We start from the raw sequence: 15,189 nt of genomic DNA on the forward strand, positions 1-15,189 counted from the left end.
TGCGCCAACCTCTGTCCGATCAGGCCTTTTCACCGAGGCCACCCACGGTGGCGATGACTTCTTCGGCCATGCGCTTGAAACGAGCACTCGGGCCCTCTTGCCCCTCGCTCTGTCGGCTGATCCGCGCGCCTTCCAGCAACAGACCCAGCATATCGGCAGCCAGTTCAGGTTGATCGAGCCCGGCGCGGGCACAGAGCTTGGCAAGAAAATTGCGGTGGTTCTTCTTTACCTCTTCGATCACCCGCTTGGCGGGATGATCATCATCGGCAAGCTCGACAGCGGTGTTGGCCATCTCGCAACCGCGCCAGTCGCCGCTGATGCACTCCGCAGCGTTCCCGATCCAGGCGTGCAATTGCGCTTTTGGATCGCCGGGATGCTGGCGCTCCAGTTCATCCCACTTCAGGTAGGATTCCTTGGCAGCCCGTTGCAGACACTCGACGATGAGGTCGTCCTTGGAGGCAAAATGACGATAGAGCGTCATCTTGTTGGTGCCGGCAGCCTCGGTGATCGCCTCGATGCCTACGCCGCGTACGCCATGTTGGTGAAACATCTCCCGTGCGGTGGTCACGATACGCTCTCGCGGTCGCGCACTCACACGGTCGTTGTGATCACTATTGTCAGCAGTCTGAAAAATTTGATCGCTCATGGCTTGACGTTGGTGTTACCGGTCAGTAACTATCTGGCTGTTACCGAGCGGTAACATTTCATAGTACCCCCGTCAAGGTCGACCATAGGCCAAGCCGGACAAGAATGATGGAACAGGGTGAAGGTCAGAACATGGTCTTCGCCGAGCGCTTTTTTATTGCCTGGATCAGCCGGGAGACGAACGATGGCATCCTATTCGAAGGCCCTGACCATTGATCAACTGCTGAACGACCCGATGACGCTTGCCGTCATGCGGGCCGATCGCGTCGATCCGTCATCGTTGAAAGCCCTGCTTGTCCTCACAGCCGCGCGCCTGCGTGACGCCAACGACCACCCCACTTTGCCAAGCACCGATCCCGCATTCCTCCCAAGGGGTCCCCTGGCTGCTACTCGAAAAGCCGTTTGAACATGGTCAATTTCTTTCTCCAGCGACCGATCTTTGCCTCGGCGATCGCCATTATCATGGTGCTCGCCGGGCTGATCGCCTATTATCTTTTGCCGGTTGCGCAATTTCCCAACATCGCGCCGCCTCAGGTCGTCGTCAGCGCCGTTTATCCGGGCGCGAGCTCGCAGGTTGTTGCCGACACGGTCACGACCCCGCTCGAACAGTCGATCAACGGCGTCGAGGGCATGACGTACATGTCTTCGGCGAGCTCGAATGACGGTTCCTCACGCATCACCGTCACCTTTGATGTCGGCTATCCGCTCGATATCGCGGCGATGGACGTGCAGAACCGCGTTTCGCAGGCCGCCTCCTCCCTGCCCGCCATCGTCAACCAGGCCGGCGTCACCGTCAAAAAGCAGAACCCGAGCTTCGTGCTGATCGTGAACCTGACCTCGCCGGACGGTTCGGTCGACCCGGTCGCGCTCAGCAACTATGCCTATCTGCAAGTGGCGGATCCGCTGAAACGCGTTCCCGGCGTCGGCGATGTGCAGATATTCGGCGAGCGTCGCTATTCGATGCGCATCTGGCTCGATCCGGACAAACTGGCCAATCTCGGTATCACCGCGGTCGATGTCCAGAACGCGGTTGCCGAGCAGAACGTGCAAGTGGCGGCCGGCAAGATAGGCCAATCACCGGCACCGGCCGGTACGGCGTTCGAAATGCAGGTCAATGCCACCGGCCGTCTCTCCGACCCCAAGGAATTCGGCAACATCGTCGTGCGTGCCAATTCGGCCAGCGGCTCACTGGTACGTTTGAAGGATGTCGCCCGCATCGAACTGGGCTCGCTGCTTTACAATTCGTCCACCTACGCCAATGAAAAACCGACCGTCGTCGTCGCGACCTTCCAGATGCCTGGCTCCAATGCGCTGGAGCTGAAGAAGAACATCGAAGCCAAGATGAAGGAGCTGTCGGCTCGTTTCCCGAAAGGCATCGAGTACACGATCTTCTATGACACGACCAAGTTCGTGTCGGCCGCCATGGAAGACGTGGTCAAGACCTTGCTCGAAGCACTGATCCTGGTCGTCGCCGTCGTCTTCATTTTCCTGCAGAACTGGCGCACGACGCTTATTCCGATCATTGCCATTCCAGTGTCGCTGATCGCCACCATGGTGGTGATGCTGGCGCTGGGCTTCTCGCTCAACATGCTTTCGTTGCTCGGCATGGTGCTTGCCATCGGTCTCGTCGTCGATGATGCCATCGTGGTGGTCGAAAACGTGGAACGCCAGCTCGAGGCCGGACATCCGCCGCTCGAAGCAGCCCGTTTGGCGATGAAGGAAGTTACCGGCCCTATCATTGCCACCACGGCAGTGCTGATGGCTGTGTTTATTCCCGTCGCCTTCATCCCGGGTGTTACCGGCCAGCTCTACAACCAGTTCGCGTTGACTGTCGCGATCTCGGTCGGCATCTCGGCCTTCAACTCGCTGACGCTGTCGCCGGCGCTGTCCGCGGCCTTCCTGCGCCATCGCCCACCGTCGACCTTCTTCCTCTATCGCTGGTTCAACGATGGCTTCACCTGGCTGTCCCATGCCTATTCGGCATCGGTACGCGGTTTCATCAGGTTGCGGTGGCTGATGATGGGGGTGTTCATGGCACTGATTGCCGCGACCTATCTCATCTCGACCCGCATCCCCTCGGCCTTCCTTCCGGTCGAAGATCAGGGCTACTTCTTCAACATCGTGCAGTTGCCCGACGGAGCATCGCTCGAGCGGACGGACGAGGTTTCCAGGAAGGTGCGCGAGAAGTTGCTCGCCACGCCCGGCGTCCAATATGTCATCACCGTCGCCGGCTTCAACTTCCTTACCTTCGCCAATCAATCGAACTCGGCGGCACTTTTCGCAATCCTGAAGCCATGGGAAGAACGCAAGGGGCCGGGCCAGAGCGCCACCGACATCGTCAATTCGGTGCGGCCGCAGCTGTTTGGCATGCCCGAGGGGTTGGTGCTGGCTTTTGAACCGCCGTCCATCCAGGGTCTCGGGACGACAGGCGGCTTCGAATTCCAGGTCGAGGATCTGGCGGGTCGCGGCGCCAATGCGGTCAACGAAGCCACTCAGGCGTTGCTGGCCGAGGCACGCAAGCAGCCCGAGCTGAACCCGCAGACATTGTTCACCACTTTCTCGACGTCGACACCACAGTTCAACTTCGACCTCGACCGCAATAAGGCGAAGTTGCTGGGTCTTGCCCTGCCGGACGTGTTCAGCACGCTGCAGATCTATCTCGGCTCGCTCTATGTGAACGACTTCAACATGTTCGGCCGAACCTTCCGCGTCACCATGCAGGCCGACAAGGCGGCACGCGCCGAAGCGGCCGACCTCAGCAAGCTCTATGTGCGCAACAACACCGGCCAGATGGTGCCGTTGTCGACACTCGGCACGATGCGGTCCGTCGTCGGTCCGGAGACCGTGACACACTACAACAACTACGGTTCTGCCCTCATCAACGGCAGCGCTGCGCCCGGCTTCTCCTCCGGCCAGGCGATCGAAGCGATGCAACGGGCAGCCGCAACGGCGCTGCCGAACGATTTCGCCTTCGAATGGACCGGCATCACCTTCCAGGAGTTGAAGGCTGGCTCGGTTGCGATCTTCGTCTTCGCGCTCGCCATCGTCTTCGTCTTCCTGATCCTGGCGGCGCAATATGAAAGCTGGTCGATGCCGTTCATGGTCATCCTGTCGGTGCCGACCGCCTTGTTCGGTGCGTTGTTGGCGATCTGGCTGCGCGGCATGCAGATGGACGTCTATTCGCAGATCGGCTTTGTCATGCTGATCGGACTGGCGGCCAAGAACGCGATTCTGATCGTCGAGTTCGCCAAGCATCTGCGCGAGCAAGGCATGAGCATCGTGGAAGCGGCGATGGAGGCAGGTCGGTTGCGTCTGCGCCCGATCCTGATGACCGCCTTTGCCTTCATCCTCGGCGTCGTGCCGCTGATGCTGGCCACGGGCGCTGGCGCCGCCAGCCGCCAGTCTCTGGGTACCGCCGTGTTCGGCGGCATGCTGGCGGCCACCATCCTGACCCTCGCCTTCGTGCCCGTCTTCTACGCCATCATCGAACAGTGGCGGGAAGGCAAGGCAGGCGCGAAAGCCCAACATAATGAAACAACCCATGCGCCGCATGGTGGCGAGCAGCCCTCGCCGACCCATGTTCCCGCGGCAGAATAACGGAGCCCCCTCCAATGCGTTGGAAAATCACCACAGCCGTCGCCGTGATCGCAGCGGCAGCCGCTTATGTCCACTTCAACGGTGAGCCCGCTTTCCTGAGCGGCCTCATCAGCAAGCCGGCGGACGCGGCCGCCCCCGCGCAAGCCATGCAGGCCATGCCGGTACCGGTCGCCGCAGTCGTAAAGAAGACGTTGCCCATCTATCTGGATTACACGGCGCGCGCAGAAGCCATTCGCAGCGTGGCGCTCCAGGCCAAGGTCTCCGGTTACATCCTCGAACAGGCAGCCGAAGACGGAGCTGACGTGAAGAAAGGCGATACGCTCTATCGCATCGATCCGCGCGACTATCAGGTCGCGCTCGATCAGGTGAAGGCGCAAGCCCAGCGAAACCAGGCGTCACTCTCCTACACCAAGGCGAGCCTCACCCGCGGCAATGACCTGATCAAGACCGGCTTCCTGTCGAAGGACGGCTTCGACCAGCGCAACAGCACGGTACAGCAAGGCGAAGCGACCCTCGCGGCGGATCAGGCCGCGATCCAGGCTGCCGAGATCAACCTTGGTTACACCACGATCCGGGCTCCGTTCGACGGTCGGCTTGGACGCAACCAGGCGCCGGTCGGCACGCTCGTCAATGTCGGCGGCACGCAGCTCAACACGCTGGTTCAGATCAGCCCGATCTATGTCACCTTCACGCCCAGCGAAGGCGATCTCGCCCTCATCCAAAAGGCGAAGAGCACTGGGCCAATCGTTGCGGAGGTAACGATACCCGGTGAAAAGAGCGCCCCACGCAAGGGCGAACTCACCTTCATCGACAACAGGATCGACGCGGCCACCGGCACCATCGTCGCCCGCGCTACCATCGCCAATGACGACCATTCGCTGCTGCCCGGCCAGTATGTGAACATCCGCCTGCAGATCGGCGAAACGCCCAACACGCTGCTCGTTCCGCAGGTTGCGCTCGGCTCCAACCAGCTCGGCAAATTCGTCTACGTCGTCGACGAAGGCAGCAAGGTCGCCATGCGCCTGGTTGAACTCGGTCAGACCGACGGCGAACTGATCGCCATAACCAAGGGCGTCAATGAAGGCGACAAGATCATCAGCGGCAATCTTCAAAAGATCGGGCCGGGCATGCCGGTAAACCCCCAAACGGCAAGCCCGACTCCGCCCCCGGCGTCCTGATCATCAGGGCACCGGAACGGTTCAGCCGGCCACTTCGGTGGCCGGCTGAACTTTTTATGGGCTTCGGATGCGGGATCTGACGACCCAGCGCTCCTCAGGAAATCCCGCGCAGTGCTCGGCTACGCGGGATCGGAAGCCAATCTGCGGTCAGAGCACGAAGTACCAGTTGGCGATCAGCACCACGATTAGTCCGGCGACCAGCGTCAGGTAGGGCAGCATGCCCGCCTTGCGCTCGCGCAGGTTGCTCTCGGTCATGCCGAGATCGTCCAACATATGTTCCGGGAACTTGCCGCCGTCCTGGACGTAGTGACGGAAGCAGAAAACCGGGATGATGAGGGCGACCGTCACCAACCCGGCCCACAGGGCCATCGGGTTCCACACCTTGGCACCGGCGCCCATGAAAACAGCGTTGACGAAGGCAAAGATGGTGCCTGCCGCTAGCAGCCAGGTCGGCGCGCGCCACGGCCGCTTGATATGGCCGTTGTCGATGCGGTGGATCCAACCGGCATTCAGGTTGAGGAAATTGAAGACGATGTAGCCGCAATTGGAGACAGCCAGGATGAAGAAGAAGCTGGTCGCATCGGCGGAGGCGATCGCCAACACGCCGAGATTGACGATCAGGTCGGTCCACATGGCCCGGGTCGGCGCGCCATGCTCGTTGACATGGCTGAGGTAGCGCGGCAGCCAACCGTCGACTGCGCCCTGATAGAGCGTGCGCGACGAACCTGCCATCGCCGTCATGATCGCCAACAGCAAGGCAAGGATCATCAACATGATAAGCAGGGTCTTGATCAGGCCGCCGCCACCCACCATCGAGGCAAGGGCGTCCGCGACACCGGAGCCATCGACGATCGGCGTCGCCAGCATGCCGTTCAAGCCAAGCACGCCCTGGAAGGTGAACGGAACCAGGATGAACATCAGGATGCAGAGCAGCCCCGAATAGAAGATCGCCTTGAACGTGTCTGTTTCCGGATTCTTGAATTCGCGTGTGTAGCATACCGAGGTTTCAAAACCGTAGGTCGACCAGGCCGCGATGAACATTCCACCCAGCACCAAGGTCCACCCGGCCACATTCCAGGAGCCGGGTTCAGGCGCATAAGCGGCTGCCAGCGGAACGAAGGGCGAATAATTGGCCCAGTTCACCTGGCCGGTCAGGATCGGCACGATGCCCACGATCAGCAAGGGAATAATGACCAGCAGGCCGACCACCTTCTGCACATTGGCGGTGCTGAGGATGCCGCGATGCTGGATCGCGAATGTACCGAGCATCAGCACGGCGCCGATCCAGAAAGTCGCGTTGAGCGAGAAGGAAACTGGCCCCAGTGAGTGCGAATAGAGCGTCCAGGTGCGGATCGTCGGCGTTGCCGCGGCGGTCACTGCGGTGATCGCGTCAGCAGCACTCGTGCCGGCATTGGCGGCGAGATAGGCAACCACCTCCGGCGAGGTCTCGGTAAAGCCCGGGATCGGCGCCAGCGCATTGAGGATATAGGCAGCCGCGATCGAGCAACCCAACGACAGCACCGGGGTCCAGGCGAACCAGTTGCACCATACCGACAGCGGCGCAATGAACTTTGAATACCGCAGCCAGGCCGTTGCACCATAAACGGAGGCGCCGCCTGATTTGTTCGGAAACAGGCCGGCGATCTCGGCATAGGTGAAGGACTGGATGAACCCCATCAGGATCGACACTGTCCAGATGGCGAAGGCGATGTTGCCGCCTACGCCGGCAATGCCCCCGATTGAAAACAGCACCAGCGGCGGCACACCGCTGGCGACCCAGAATGCGCCGCGCCAATTGATGGTTCGGTGCAGGTTCCCACTGGCTTCGGCCACGTAGGTTTCATCCATGGCAGTCATGGCTTGGTTCCCCATTGTTGACTGTCTCGTCACGGCTATCGGGACGTTGCAGTGTATAGCGCGGTTTTCCGCTTAGGCTTATTTGTTTCCCAATAGTGAAGATCATCGGAATCCCGATCCTCGTCAAGCGATTTTCGAGAAACCGGCGAAACGGCTGTGTTTTTGTGTCACATCACACAGCAAATCCCGGAAATTCGCCCTTTCGGCCAATCCCGACACCACCCGAACGGGCGAGGAATCTACCCGTCCAGGCGTTTTCAGCGCCGGCGAAAGGAATATCCTAATTCCCTGCACTAGTATGAAAAAAACATTCATGATAGGAATGAAGTCGCAATGTTTGTTGAGGAGGCAACGGACATTTTCGGTTTGGCAAAAATCGACGAAGGGTCAGCGGACACCCCGGTTACGATCGCCCGGGATGCCAGGCCGTTCGACGCTCGCAGCGACGTCCACGAGCTGCTCTTCCGCCTGCTCGTTTCGGTGGTGAAGGAACGCGAGCCTGAAATCGCGGAGATCCTGGTTGGCCGTGGTTCACTCGACAGTTTGTCGGAAGAACTGCGTATCCCTGCCCTCCAGGCAACCGGCATCTGGTTCCAGCTGATCGCAATCGCCAGCGAACTTCAGGCCATGCGTGCCCGACGCGAAACCGAGCAGGCTGAGGGTCCAGAAGAAGTCATCGGTTCCTTCGCCAACGTGATCGGAGAAATCGCCGCCGAGGGTTATTCCGCCGAGGCCGTTCAGGAAGCGATGAACAGCCTTCTGGTCGGTCCGACAATGACCGCCCACCCGACCGAGGCCAAGCGCGTCACGGTGCTCGAGATTCACCGCCGCATCTATCGCAAGCTGACAGAAATCGGGCAGTTGCGTTGGGCGCCGCGGGAGCGCGAAACGCTGATCTGCGACCTCAGGAGCGAAATCGAGCTTCTATGGATGACGGGCGAGCTCAGGCTGGAACGTCCGACGGTGGAGCGCGAGATCGCCTGGGGCCTGCACTTCTTTCGTGAAGTGTTGTTTGAAGCCACCCCCCAACTCTATGACCTCGTCGACGGCGCGTTGAAGCGGCATTTCCCCAACTACGCGCTCAGCGTCCCGTCCTTCATGCGCTTTGCCTCCTGGATTGGCGGCGATCGCGATGGAAACCCTAATGTCACCGCCCGTACGACCGCTTATGCGCTCGCCGAAAATCGCAACATGGCCATCCGGCTGTATCTCACCCAGGTGCGCCGGCTGGTGACTTTACTGAGTGCCAGCACGAATGTCGTCGACATGCCGGTCGATTTCGAACCGGCCCTGGCGAAGGCACTGCAGGCGAGCGGTTGCGGAGCCGAAATCACCAACCGCAATATTGACGAACCGTTGCGGCAGTTCTGTTCGGCGATGCTCTGCCGACTGGAAGCGATGGTCGGCAAAAGCGACGGTGTGCCCTACCCCAACCCGGAAGCATTCCGTGCGGATTTGAATTGCCTGGGCGACGCGCTCGAGCGCATCGGCGGCAAGATGATGACGCGACGCCTTGTGCGACCGCTGCAGCAACAGATCGAGAGCTTCGGCTTCCACACCGTCGCCCTGGACATCCGTCAGAACTCGACCGTCGTGAACCGGGTTCTGGCCGAACTCTTCACGGCAAGGGATCCGCAGAGCGAGCCGATCTCGCCGGGTACCCTGCAGTGGTCGACGCGTATTCGCGATGCGATCCGCAAGGGGGATCGGATTGAAGTAGAGCCGGCCGAGCTCTCCGATGAAGCCCGCGAACTGCTCGACCTGTTCGAGGTGATCCGCGAAGCATCCGCTGAAAAGAGTGGTGCCATCGGCGCCTTCATCCTGTCGATGACACAGTCTGCCGACGACATCCTGGCGGTCTATCTGCTTGGCCAGTTCACCGGGCTGGCGACGGCATCGGATGGTTCCGGGACGATCAATCTGAGAGTGGTTCCGTTGTTCGAAACCATCGCCGACCTGCGCGCCGCCCCAGCCATTCTGGAACAGCTTCTTGGTCTTTCCATCGTCCGCCGCTCGATCCGCGATTTCGGCAACCGCCAGGAAATCATGCTGGGCTATTCCGACTCCAACAAGGACGGCGGCTTCCTGGCCGCGAACTGGGAACTCAGCAAGGCACAGAAACAGCTGACCAGGCTGGGGCGCAAGCACAAGGTGCGGATTTCGTTCTTCCATGGACGGGGCGGCTCGGTAAGCCGCGGCGGTGCGCCTACCGGCCGTGCCATTGCCGCGCAGCCGGCTGGCACGGTGGACGGTTCCATGCGCGTTACCGAGCAAGGTGAGGTCGTATCCTCCAAATTCGCCAATCGCGGCACCGGCCTGCATCAACTCGAAATCCTTGCAGCCAGCGTCTTCGCACACAGTGTGAAGTCGCCCAACGAAGCCCAACTGAAGGACATTCCGGAATTCGACGAGGCGCTGGAAGCACTTACGGGCATGTCGTTGGCCGCTTATGCCAGCCTGATCGGCGAGCCGGGTTTCATCGACTACTTCAACCAGGCGAGCCCGGTCGAGGAACTCGCCTTGCTGAAGATCGGCTCGCGGCCCGCGCGCCGTTTCGGCGCACGCGACATAGCCGATCTGCGCGCCATCCCCTGGGTTTTCGCCTGGAGCCAGAACCGGCATCTGCTCACGGGCTGGTACGGCATCGGCAGCGCCATCAATTCATTCGTGGCAGTGCGTGGCGATGCCGGTCGCGACCTGCTGCGGCAGATGTTCGAGCGATCGCGTTTCTTCCGGCTCATCATCGATGAGGTCGACAAGACGCTCTACCAGGCCGACATGGCGATCGGCCGGCTCTATGCCGGGCTTGTTTCCGACAGCCACACGGGAGAACGCATCTTCCGTAAGATCGAGGCTGAATATCATCTCACCAGCACCATGGTGCGGTCGATCGTGGGCGATACCGATTTTGCCGCCCGTTTCCCTGCCTTCAAGCGCAATTTCGACCGCATAAGGCCGGAAATGGACAGCATCCACGCGCTACAGGTGAAATTGTTGCAGGAAGTCCGCGATCAGGCCGCCAATGCTTCACCATCGAAGAGACCGGTCAATGCGCTCCTGCTTTCGATCAACTGCATATCCGCCGGTCTCGGCTGGACAGGTTGAAGACAAGATCGGCGCTCCGCGCCAGAAAGGATCGGACGTATGAACATCCCGGCACGACCTGGCCTCGGCGGCCTTAGCCAGTTCTTTCATAGCGGCGTTGCGGTGACCGACCCGGCCGTCAGCGCCGCCATGACGCGCGAACTCGGCAGGCAGCGCGACGAGATCGAGCTCATCGCCTCCGAGAACATCGTATCCAAGGCCGTCCTCGAAACGCAGGGTTCGGTGCTGACCAACAAATACGCCGAAGGCTATCCAGGGCGCCGCTATTATGGTGGCTGCCAGTATGTCGACGAGGTCGAGGAACTTGCGCGCGAGCGCGCCCGGCAATTGTTCGGCTGCACCTTCGTCAACGTGCAGCCGCACTCCGGCAGCCAGGCCAACCAATCGGTGTTCATGGCGCTGATGCAGCCCGGCGATACCTTCATGGGGTTGAACCTGGCCGCCGGTGGCCATCTCACCCATGGCTCGCCGGTCAACCAGTCCGGCAAGTGGTTCAATGTCGTTTCTTATGGCGTTCGCCAGCAGGACCAGCGCATCGACCTTGACGAGGTCCGCGATCTTGCCCGCCAGCATAAGCCGAAAGTGCTCCTCGCCGGCGGCTCGGCCTATCCGCGCTTCATCGACTTCAAGGCATTTCGCGAGATCGCCGATGAGGTCGGTGCAAAGCTGTTCGTCGACATGGCGCATTTCGCCGGTCTGGTGGCCGGCGGTGTCCACCCCAACCCGCTTGAGCATGCCCATGTCGTGACCACCACCACGCACAAGACGCTGCGAGGTCCGCGCGGCGGCATGGTGCTGTCGAACGACGACGAGATCGGCAAGAAGATCAATTCAACCGTCTTCCCGGGATTGCAGGGAGGACCGTTGATGCACGTCATCGCCGCCAAGGCCGTGGCCTTCGGCGAGGCGCTGACGCCTGAATTCAAGACCTATGCGGCGAATGTCGTCGAAAACGCCAAGGTGCTTGCCGAAACGCTCGCCTCCGGTGGTGTCGATATCGTCTCCGGGGGCACCGATACTCATCTGATGCTGGTTGACCTCCGGCGCAAGGATCTCACTGGCAAAGCGGTTGAGGCGGCACTGGGCCGTGCTCACATCACCTGCAACAAGAACGGCATTCCATTCGATCCGCAGGGGCCGGCGGTAACCTCCGGCGTCCGGCTTGGCACCCCGGCCTGCACGACGCGCGGATTCCGCACCGAAGAATTCCGGCTGGTCGGTCGATTGACCATGGAGGTGATCGACGGGCTTGCCGCCAATGGCGAGGAGGCCAACAGCCAGATCGAGAGTGAGGTGCGAGAGGAAGTCGAGGCCTTGGTGCGCCGCTTCCCGATCTACGACTAAGCATGATCCCGAACCGAAGGTCAGCGCAGCAAAAAGTTGCAGACTTTTCGGACAAAGATCATGCGACGAACAAAACGATAGAGCGGAATACGATTCAGCCAGTTCGCATTCCGCTCTATCGAGGTCGCGCTGGAGCCTGCGAGAAGCCGATGACCGCTGTATGGAAAGTTCAGCATCCGGGTTGGGAGACCGATGTCACGCCCATGACGGGAGAGAAGAAGTTCAGGGTTCTGATCGCAGAACGCAATCCGCTGGTCATCGCCGCACTCGGCGACATGATCCACCGCGACAATCGTTTCGACCTGGTCGGCTCCGTGCAGGCCGGCGAAGCGTTTCTCGAAGCGGTTTCAGGTGGCGAACCCGGCTTCGATCTTGCCGTGCTCGGCTGGAAACTGTCAGACATGGATGGAAGCGGCGTGCTCTCCGAGCTGCAGCGACGTAACCTGCACGCCCGCGTCGTTATCTTCTCCAACGACCACGATATCGCCATTCTCAAGCAATGCGTGCGCCTGGGCGTGCAGGGTTTCTGCTATCAGTTCGATGACCCTGCCATCCTCTTCGACACGCTGATCGCGGTCGCCCACGGCCGCATCTGCATCCCCTATGTCGACGTTTCGCGCATCAATGACACCCCGTTGTCGCGGCTCACGCCGCGCGAGCGCGAATTGCTGGCGGTACTGGCCGATGGCTGGACGAACCTGCAGATCGCCACACGCACCGGCATCTCGGAGAACACGGTGAAGTATCACCTCAAAAATCTCTACGACAAGCTGGACGTCCGCAACCGCGCCATGGCAGTGGCGCTGTTTGCCAGCGAACGCAACAGAGGCCCGCATATGGGGCCGCAATAGGTCCCGTCGACCTTACCAATTCTCCCAGGAAGGCCTGCAAGCGCTGCTCTTCGCAGCGCAGCAGCGAACTGATGCGCCGCAACATGCGCTTTTCCTTGACAGCTTGTCGCAGTTTCTAAATATTCCCCTTGGGCAAATAGTTTTCTGCAAAATCAACAACAGTGCCCCGCAGTCGCGCAGCCTCAAGGGAGGGGAACATGGATGCGACATCAACCCAGCACGCTGGTTCGAACACCTTAGACGAACGGATAGACAGGATGCACGGCCGAGATCGCCTGGGCGCGATCGCCTTCGTGGTGGCTATCTGGCTGACCATCCTGTTCGCTCTCTTCACCGTCTGGCCTTACATCGAAGTGCCCGGCATCCGTGTGATCCTGGCTGTCGCCGCAGTCCTCGTTCTCGGCCTGAACACGGCTGCCATCGCGGCCATGCTGCGCCATTACAGCGACGACAAGCACTTCATCTACGGGCTCGACCTGAAGCATCTCGACGAGATGCGCAAACGCCGAACGTGAGGAAAAACCGATGGCTTACAAACCTCCGAAACAGAGCCTTGCCGGGCAGATCCTCGATGTCTTCGTGCTACTCGTTCTGACGATTGGCGCACTCTACATCCCGCTCTATATGGGACTGGCGGGAGCAGCCAAGACACCACAGCCGATCGCCAATCCGACCTGGGAAGCACTCGGCCAGAACGCCACCGAACAACAGCAGTGGGCGGCACTCGGCATCACCGACCCCGCCGCGGCAAACGACATAATCACCGCCCGCTTCGACTATTCCTTCAGCTGGATCGCATTGATCGTCATGGCCGTCTTCGTGATCGGCTATTTCGTCATGGTGGTGCGCCTGTCCGACAAGGAATATCGCGAAGTCATCGAAGAACGCTTCGGCCCGAAACGATAGGAGCGCGCGATGGATATCTGGAACATCCTCGAATACGCCGCCTGGGCGCTTTCTGCGCTGTTCGGCGCCTTGATGCTGATCGACCTGATCAAGGTCGACACCACCTACGACAACGACCTGCTGACCTCCTCGCGTGAAGGCGAGATTGAGGCCACGGCCGAGCGTCATACGATCTAGGGAAAACGGCGATGGCAAATGTGACTTCAACCGCCGCCCCGGAGCGGCTCCAACTGCTGCGCGTGCTGGGTCCCGCCCATGTGTGGGCACTGGGCGTCGGCATCGTGCTCGTCGGCGAATATATGGGCTGGAACTTCTCGGTCGGCAAAGGCGGCATGATCGCCGGTCTCGTCGCCTGCTGGGTGGCGGGCCTGCTCTACACCTGCGTCGCCATGATCGATTCCGAAGTGACCTCCACGGTCGCGGCGGCCGGCGGCCAATACGCCCAAGCCAAACATATCGTCGGGCCATTGATGGCGTTCAATGTCGGTCTGTTCCTCGTCATGGCCTACACCATGCTCGAGGCGGCCAACGCCATCACGGTCGGCTTCCTGCTCGACACGGTGGCCGGCATGCTCGGCCATTCCGGTCTCAACCAGAAACCTTTCATCATCCTCGCCGTCATGTTCCTGGCCTGGCTGAACTATCGCGGCGTGCTGGCGACGCTCACTTTCAATCTGGTCATCACTGCGATCGCCTTCGTGTCGATCATCGTGCTGTTCGTTTCCGTGCAACTCGGCGCTTCCAGCGTGCCGCTCGACTTCTCGGCCATCACCAGCGATCCACTGCCCTATGGCTGGGTCGGCATCGTGGCGGCCCTGCATTTCGGGCTCTGGTACTACCTCGGTATCGAGGGCACCTGCCAGGCGGCCGAAGAAGTCCGATCCCCCGCCCGTTCACTGCCCTACGGCACGATGGCCGGCATCATGACGCTTCTGATCGCCGCCACCTTGACATGGTATGTCTGCTCGGGCCTGATCCCATGGGAATATCTCGGCCAGGCAGGCACGCCGCTGTTCGATGCCGCTCGTGTCACCGGGTCGACCGGGCTGATGATGCTGCTTTTCGTCGGCACGGCTTTCGCGACGCTCGCTTCGGCCAATGGCTGCATCAACGATGCCTCGCGCGCCTGGTTCTCGATGGGCCGCGACCGCTACCTGCCGAGCTGGTTCGGTGCCGTCCACCCGACCTATCGCACACCTTACCGATCGATCGTCTTCCTGGTTCCGATCGCGCTCATCTTCGCGCTCGGCGCCCCGCTCGACCAGGTGGTGACCTTCTCGATCCTGTCGGGTCTCCTCGGATACACCTTCATGACTTTCAACATGGTGATGTTCCGCAAGAAGTGGCCGTTGGACAGCATCAAGCGCGGTTATGTGCACCCGTTCCATCCGATCCCGGCGCTGCTGCTCCTGATCTTGTGCGCCACCGCCTATGTCGCCGTTTTCCTCGGTTACGGCACACAGCTCATCGCCATGATGTGCTTCTACATCGTCGCCTCGCTGTGGTTCCATTTCTGGCGCTATCGCTTCGTCAAGCGCGGCGACCAGTTCACCATGCCGTGGCCACGCCCCAACGGCTATTGAAAATAGACCGCGCGGCGGGGGGGCCCGCGCGGGGGCGTTTTGGTAAAGACGCTGGTACCCGCGCTTTGCCGCGCCCGGGTTGGGGCGGGTGGCGGGCCCCCCGTTGGGGGGGGTTGCCGCCCG

At 60.9% G+C, this 15,189-nt stretch carries 12 protein-coding genes; 10 read left to right on the forward strand and 2 right to left on the reverse strand.

Annotated features, from left to right (window positions below):
* Positions 1-19 precede the first annotated feature (19 nt).
* Entirely contained in the window at positions 20-646 is a 627-nt protein-coding gene (locus L4923_RS24995; RefSeq protein ID WP_275448565.1) for a TetR/AcrR family transcriptional regulator, read from the reverse strand.
* A 183-nt stretch (positions 647-829) separates the two neighbouring features.
* Here L4923_RS24995 and L4923_RS25000 point away from each other — a divergent pair, with 183 nt between their 5' ends.
* From L4923_RS25000 to L4923_RS25010, 3 genes are read left to right on the forward strand one after another with little or no spacing between them, the layout of a single operon-like run.
* Positions 830-1,051, forward strand: coding sequence for a hypothetical protein (locus L4923_RS25000; RefSeq protein ID WP_239369818.1), 222 nt, complete (start codon positions 830-832; stop codon positions 1,049-1,051).
* A gap of 2 nt (positions 1,052-1,053) precedes the next feature.
* Positions 1,054-4,242, forward strand: coding sequence for an efflux RND transporter permease subunit (locus L4923_RS25005; RefSeq protein WP_239369828.1), 3,189 nt, complete (start codon positions 1,054-1,056; stop codon positions 4,240-4,242).
* A gap of 14 nt (positions 4,243-4,256) precedes the next feature.
* Positions 4,257-5,420, forward strand: a complete 1,164-nt coding sequence (locus L4923_RS25010; protein WP_239369819.1) for an efflux RND transporter periplasmic adaptor subunit — start codon at positions 4,257-4,259, stop codon at positions 5,418-5,420.
* Between the two features lie 147 nt (positions 5,421-5,567).
* Here the strand turns inward: L4923_RS25010 and L4923_RS25015 are convergent, their stop codons facing one another.
* Positions 5,568-7,277, reverse strand: a complete 1,710-nt coding sequence (locus tag L4923_RS25015) for a trimethylamine N-oxide permease (protein ID WP_239369820.1) — start codon at positions 7,275-7,277, stop codon at positions 5,568-5,570.
* 366 nt (positions 7,278-7,643) lie between these two features.
* Between L4923_RS25015 and L4923_RS25020 the strand changes: the two genes are divergently transcribed.
* The 7 genes from L4923_RS25020 to L4923_RS25050 all read left to right on the forward strand — a co-directional run bounded on the left by L4923_RS25020 (position 7,644) and on the right by L4923_RS25050 (position 15,066).
* A complete protein-coding gene (locus L4923_RS25020) occupies positions 7,644-10,382 on the forward strand; it encodes a phosphoenolpyruvate carboxylase (RefSeq protein WP_239369821.1) in 2,739 nt (912 codons plus the stop codon).
* A 39-nt stretch (positions 10,383-10,421) separates the two neighbouring features.
* On the forward strand, positions 10,422-11,726 hold the full coding sequence (gene glyA, locus L4923_RS25025; protein ID WP_275448566.1) for a serine hydroxymethyltransferase: 1,305 nt from the start codon (positions 10,422-10,424) through the stop codon (positions 11,724-11,726).
* A gap of 203 nt (positions 11,727-11,929) precedes the next feature.
* Entirely contained in the window at positions 11,930-12,577 is a 648-nt protein-coding gene (locus L4923_RS25030) for a LuxR C-terminal-related transcriptional regulator (RefSeq protein WP_239369830.1), read from the forward strand.
* Positions 12,578-12,774: 197 nt separating this feature from the next.
* The gene (locus tag L4923_RS25035; protein WP_239369822.1) at positions 12,775-13,092 is read left to right on the forward strand and encodes a hypothetical protein; all 318 of its coding nucleotides are present in this window, start codon (positions 12,775-12,777) and stop codon (positions 13,090-13,092) included.
* A gap of 10 nt (positions 13,093-13,102) precedes the next feature.
* The gene (locus L4923_RS25040) at positions 13,103-13,483 is read left to right on the forward strand and encodes a hypothetical protein (protein WP_239369823.1); all 381 of its coding nucleotides are present in this window, start codon (positions 13,103-13,105) and stop codon (positions 13,481-13,483) included.
* A 9-nt stretch (positions 13,484-13,492) separates the two neighbouring features.
* A complete protein-coding gene (locus L4923_RS25045; RefSeq protein WP_165358000.1) occupies positions 13,493-13,660 on the forward strand; it encodes a hypothetical protein in 168 nt (55 codons plus the stop codon).
* Positions 13,661-13,671: 11 nt separating this feature from the next.
* Positions 13,672-15,066, forward strand: coding sequence for an APC family permease (locus tag L4923_RS25050; RefSeq protein ID WP_239369824.1), 1,395 nt, complete (start codon positions 13,672-13,674; stop codon positions 15,064-15,066).
* The last annotated feature ends 123 nt before the right edge of the window (positions 15,067-15,189 follow it).

This window comes from Terribium retamae (genome assembly GCF_022347545.1).
Taxonomy (GTDB): domain Bacteria; phylum Pseudomonadota; class Alphaproteobacteria; order Rhizobiales; family Rhizobiaceae; genus Mesorhizobium; species Mesorhizobium retamae.

Bases quoted from the DNA above. Each gene is read 5' to 3' on its own strand.
- L4923_RS24995 (WP_275448565.1), bottom strand. From the start codon at position 646: ATGAGCGATCAAATTTTTCAGACTGCTGACAATAGTGATCACAACGAC.
- L4923_RS25000 (WP_239369818.1), top strand. From the start codon at position 830: ATGGCATCCTATTCGAAGGCCCTGACCATTGATCAACTGCTGAACGAC.
- L4923_RS25005 (WP_239369828.1), top strand. From the start codon at position 1,054: ATGGTCAATTTCTTTCTCCAGCGACCGATCTTTGCCTCGGCGATCGCC.
- L4923_RS25010 (WP_239369819.1), top strand. From the start codon at position 4,257: ATGCGTTGGAAAATCACCACAGCCGTCGCCGTGATCGCAGCGGCAGCC.
- L4923_RS25015 (WP_239369820.1), bottom strand. From the start codon at position 7,277: ATGACTGCCATGGATGAAACCTACGTGGCCGAAGCCAGTGGGAACCTG.
- glyA (WP_275448566.1), top strand. From the start codon at position 10,422: ATGAACATCCCGGCACGACCTGGCCTCGGCGGCCTTAGCCAGTTCTTT.
- L4923_RS25030 (WP_239369830.1), top strand. From the start codon at position 11,930: ATGACGGGAGAGAAGAAGTTCAGGGTTCTGATCGCAGAACGCAATCCG.
- L4923_RS25035 (WP_239369822.1), top strand. From the start codon at position 12,775: ATGGATGCGACATCAACCCAGCACGCTGGTTCGAACACCTTAGACGAA.
- L4923_RS25040 (WP_239369823.1), top strand. From the start codon at position 13,103: ATGGCTTACAAACCTCCGAAACAGAGCCTTGCCGGGCAGATCCTCGAT.
- L4923_RS25045 (WP_165358000.1), top strand. From the start codon at position 13,493: ATGGATATCTGGAACATCCTCGAATACGCCGCCTGGGCGCTTTCTGCG.
- L4923_RS25050 (WP_239369824.1), top strand. From the start codon at position 13,672: ATGGCAAATGTGACTTCAACCGCCGCCCCGGAGCGGCTCCAACTGCTG.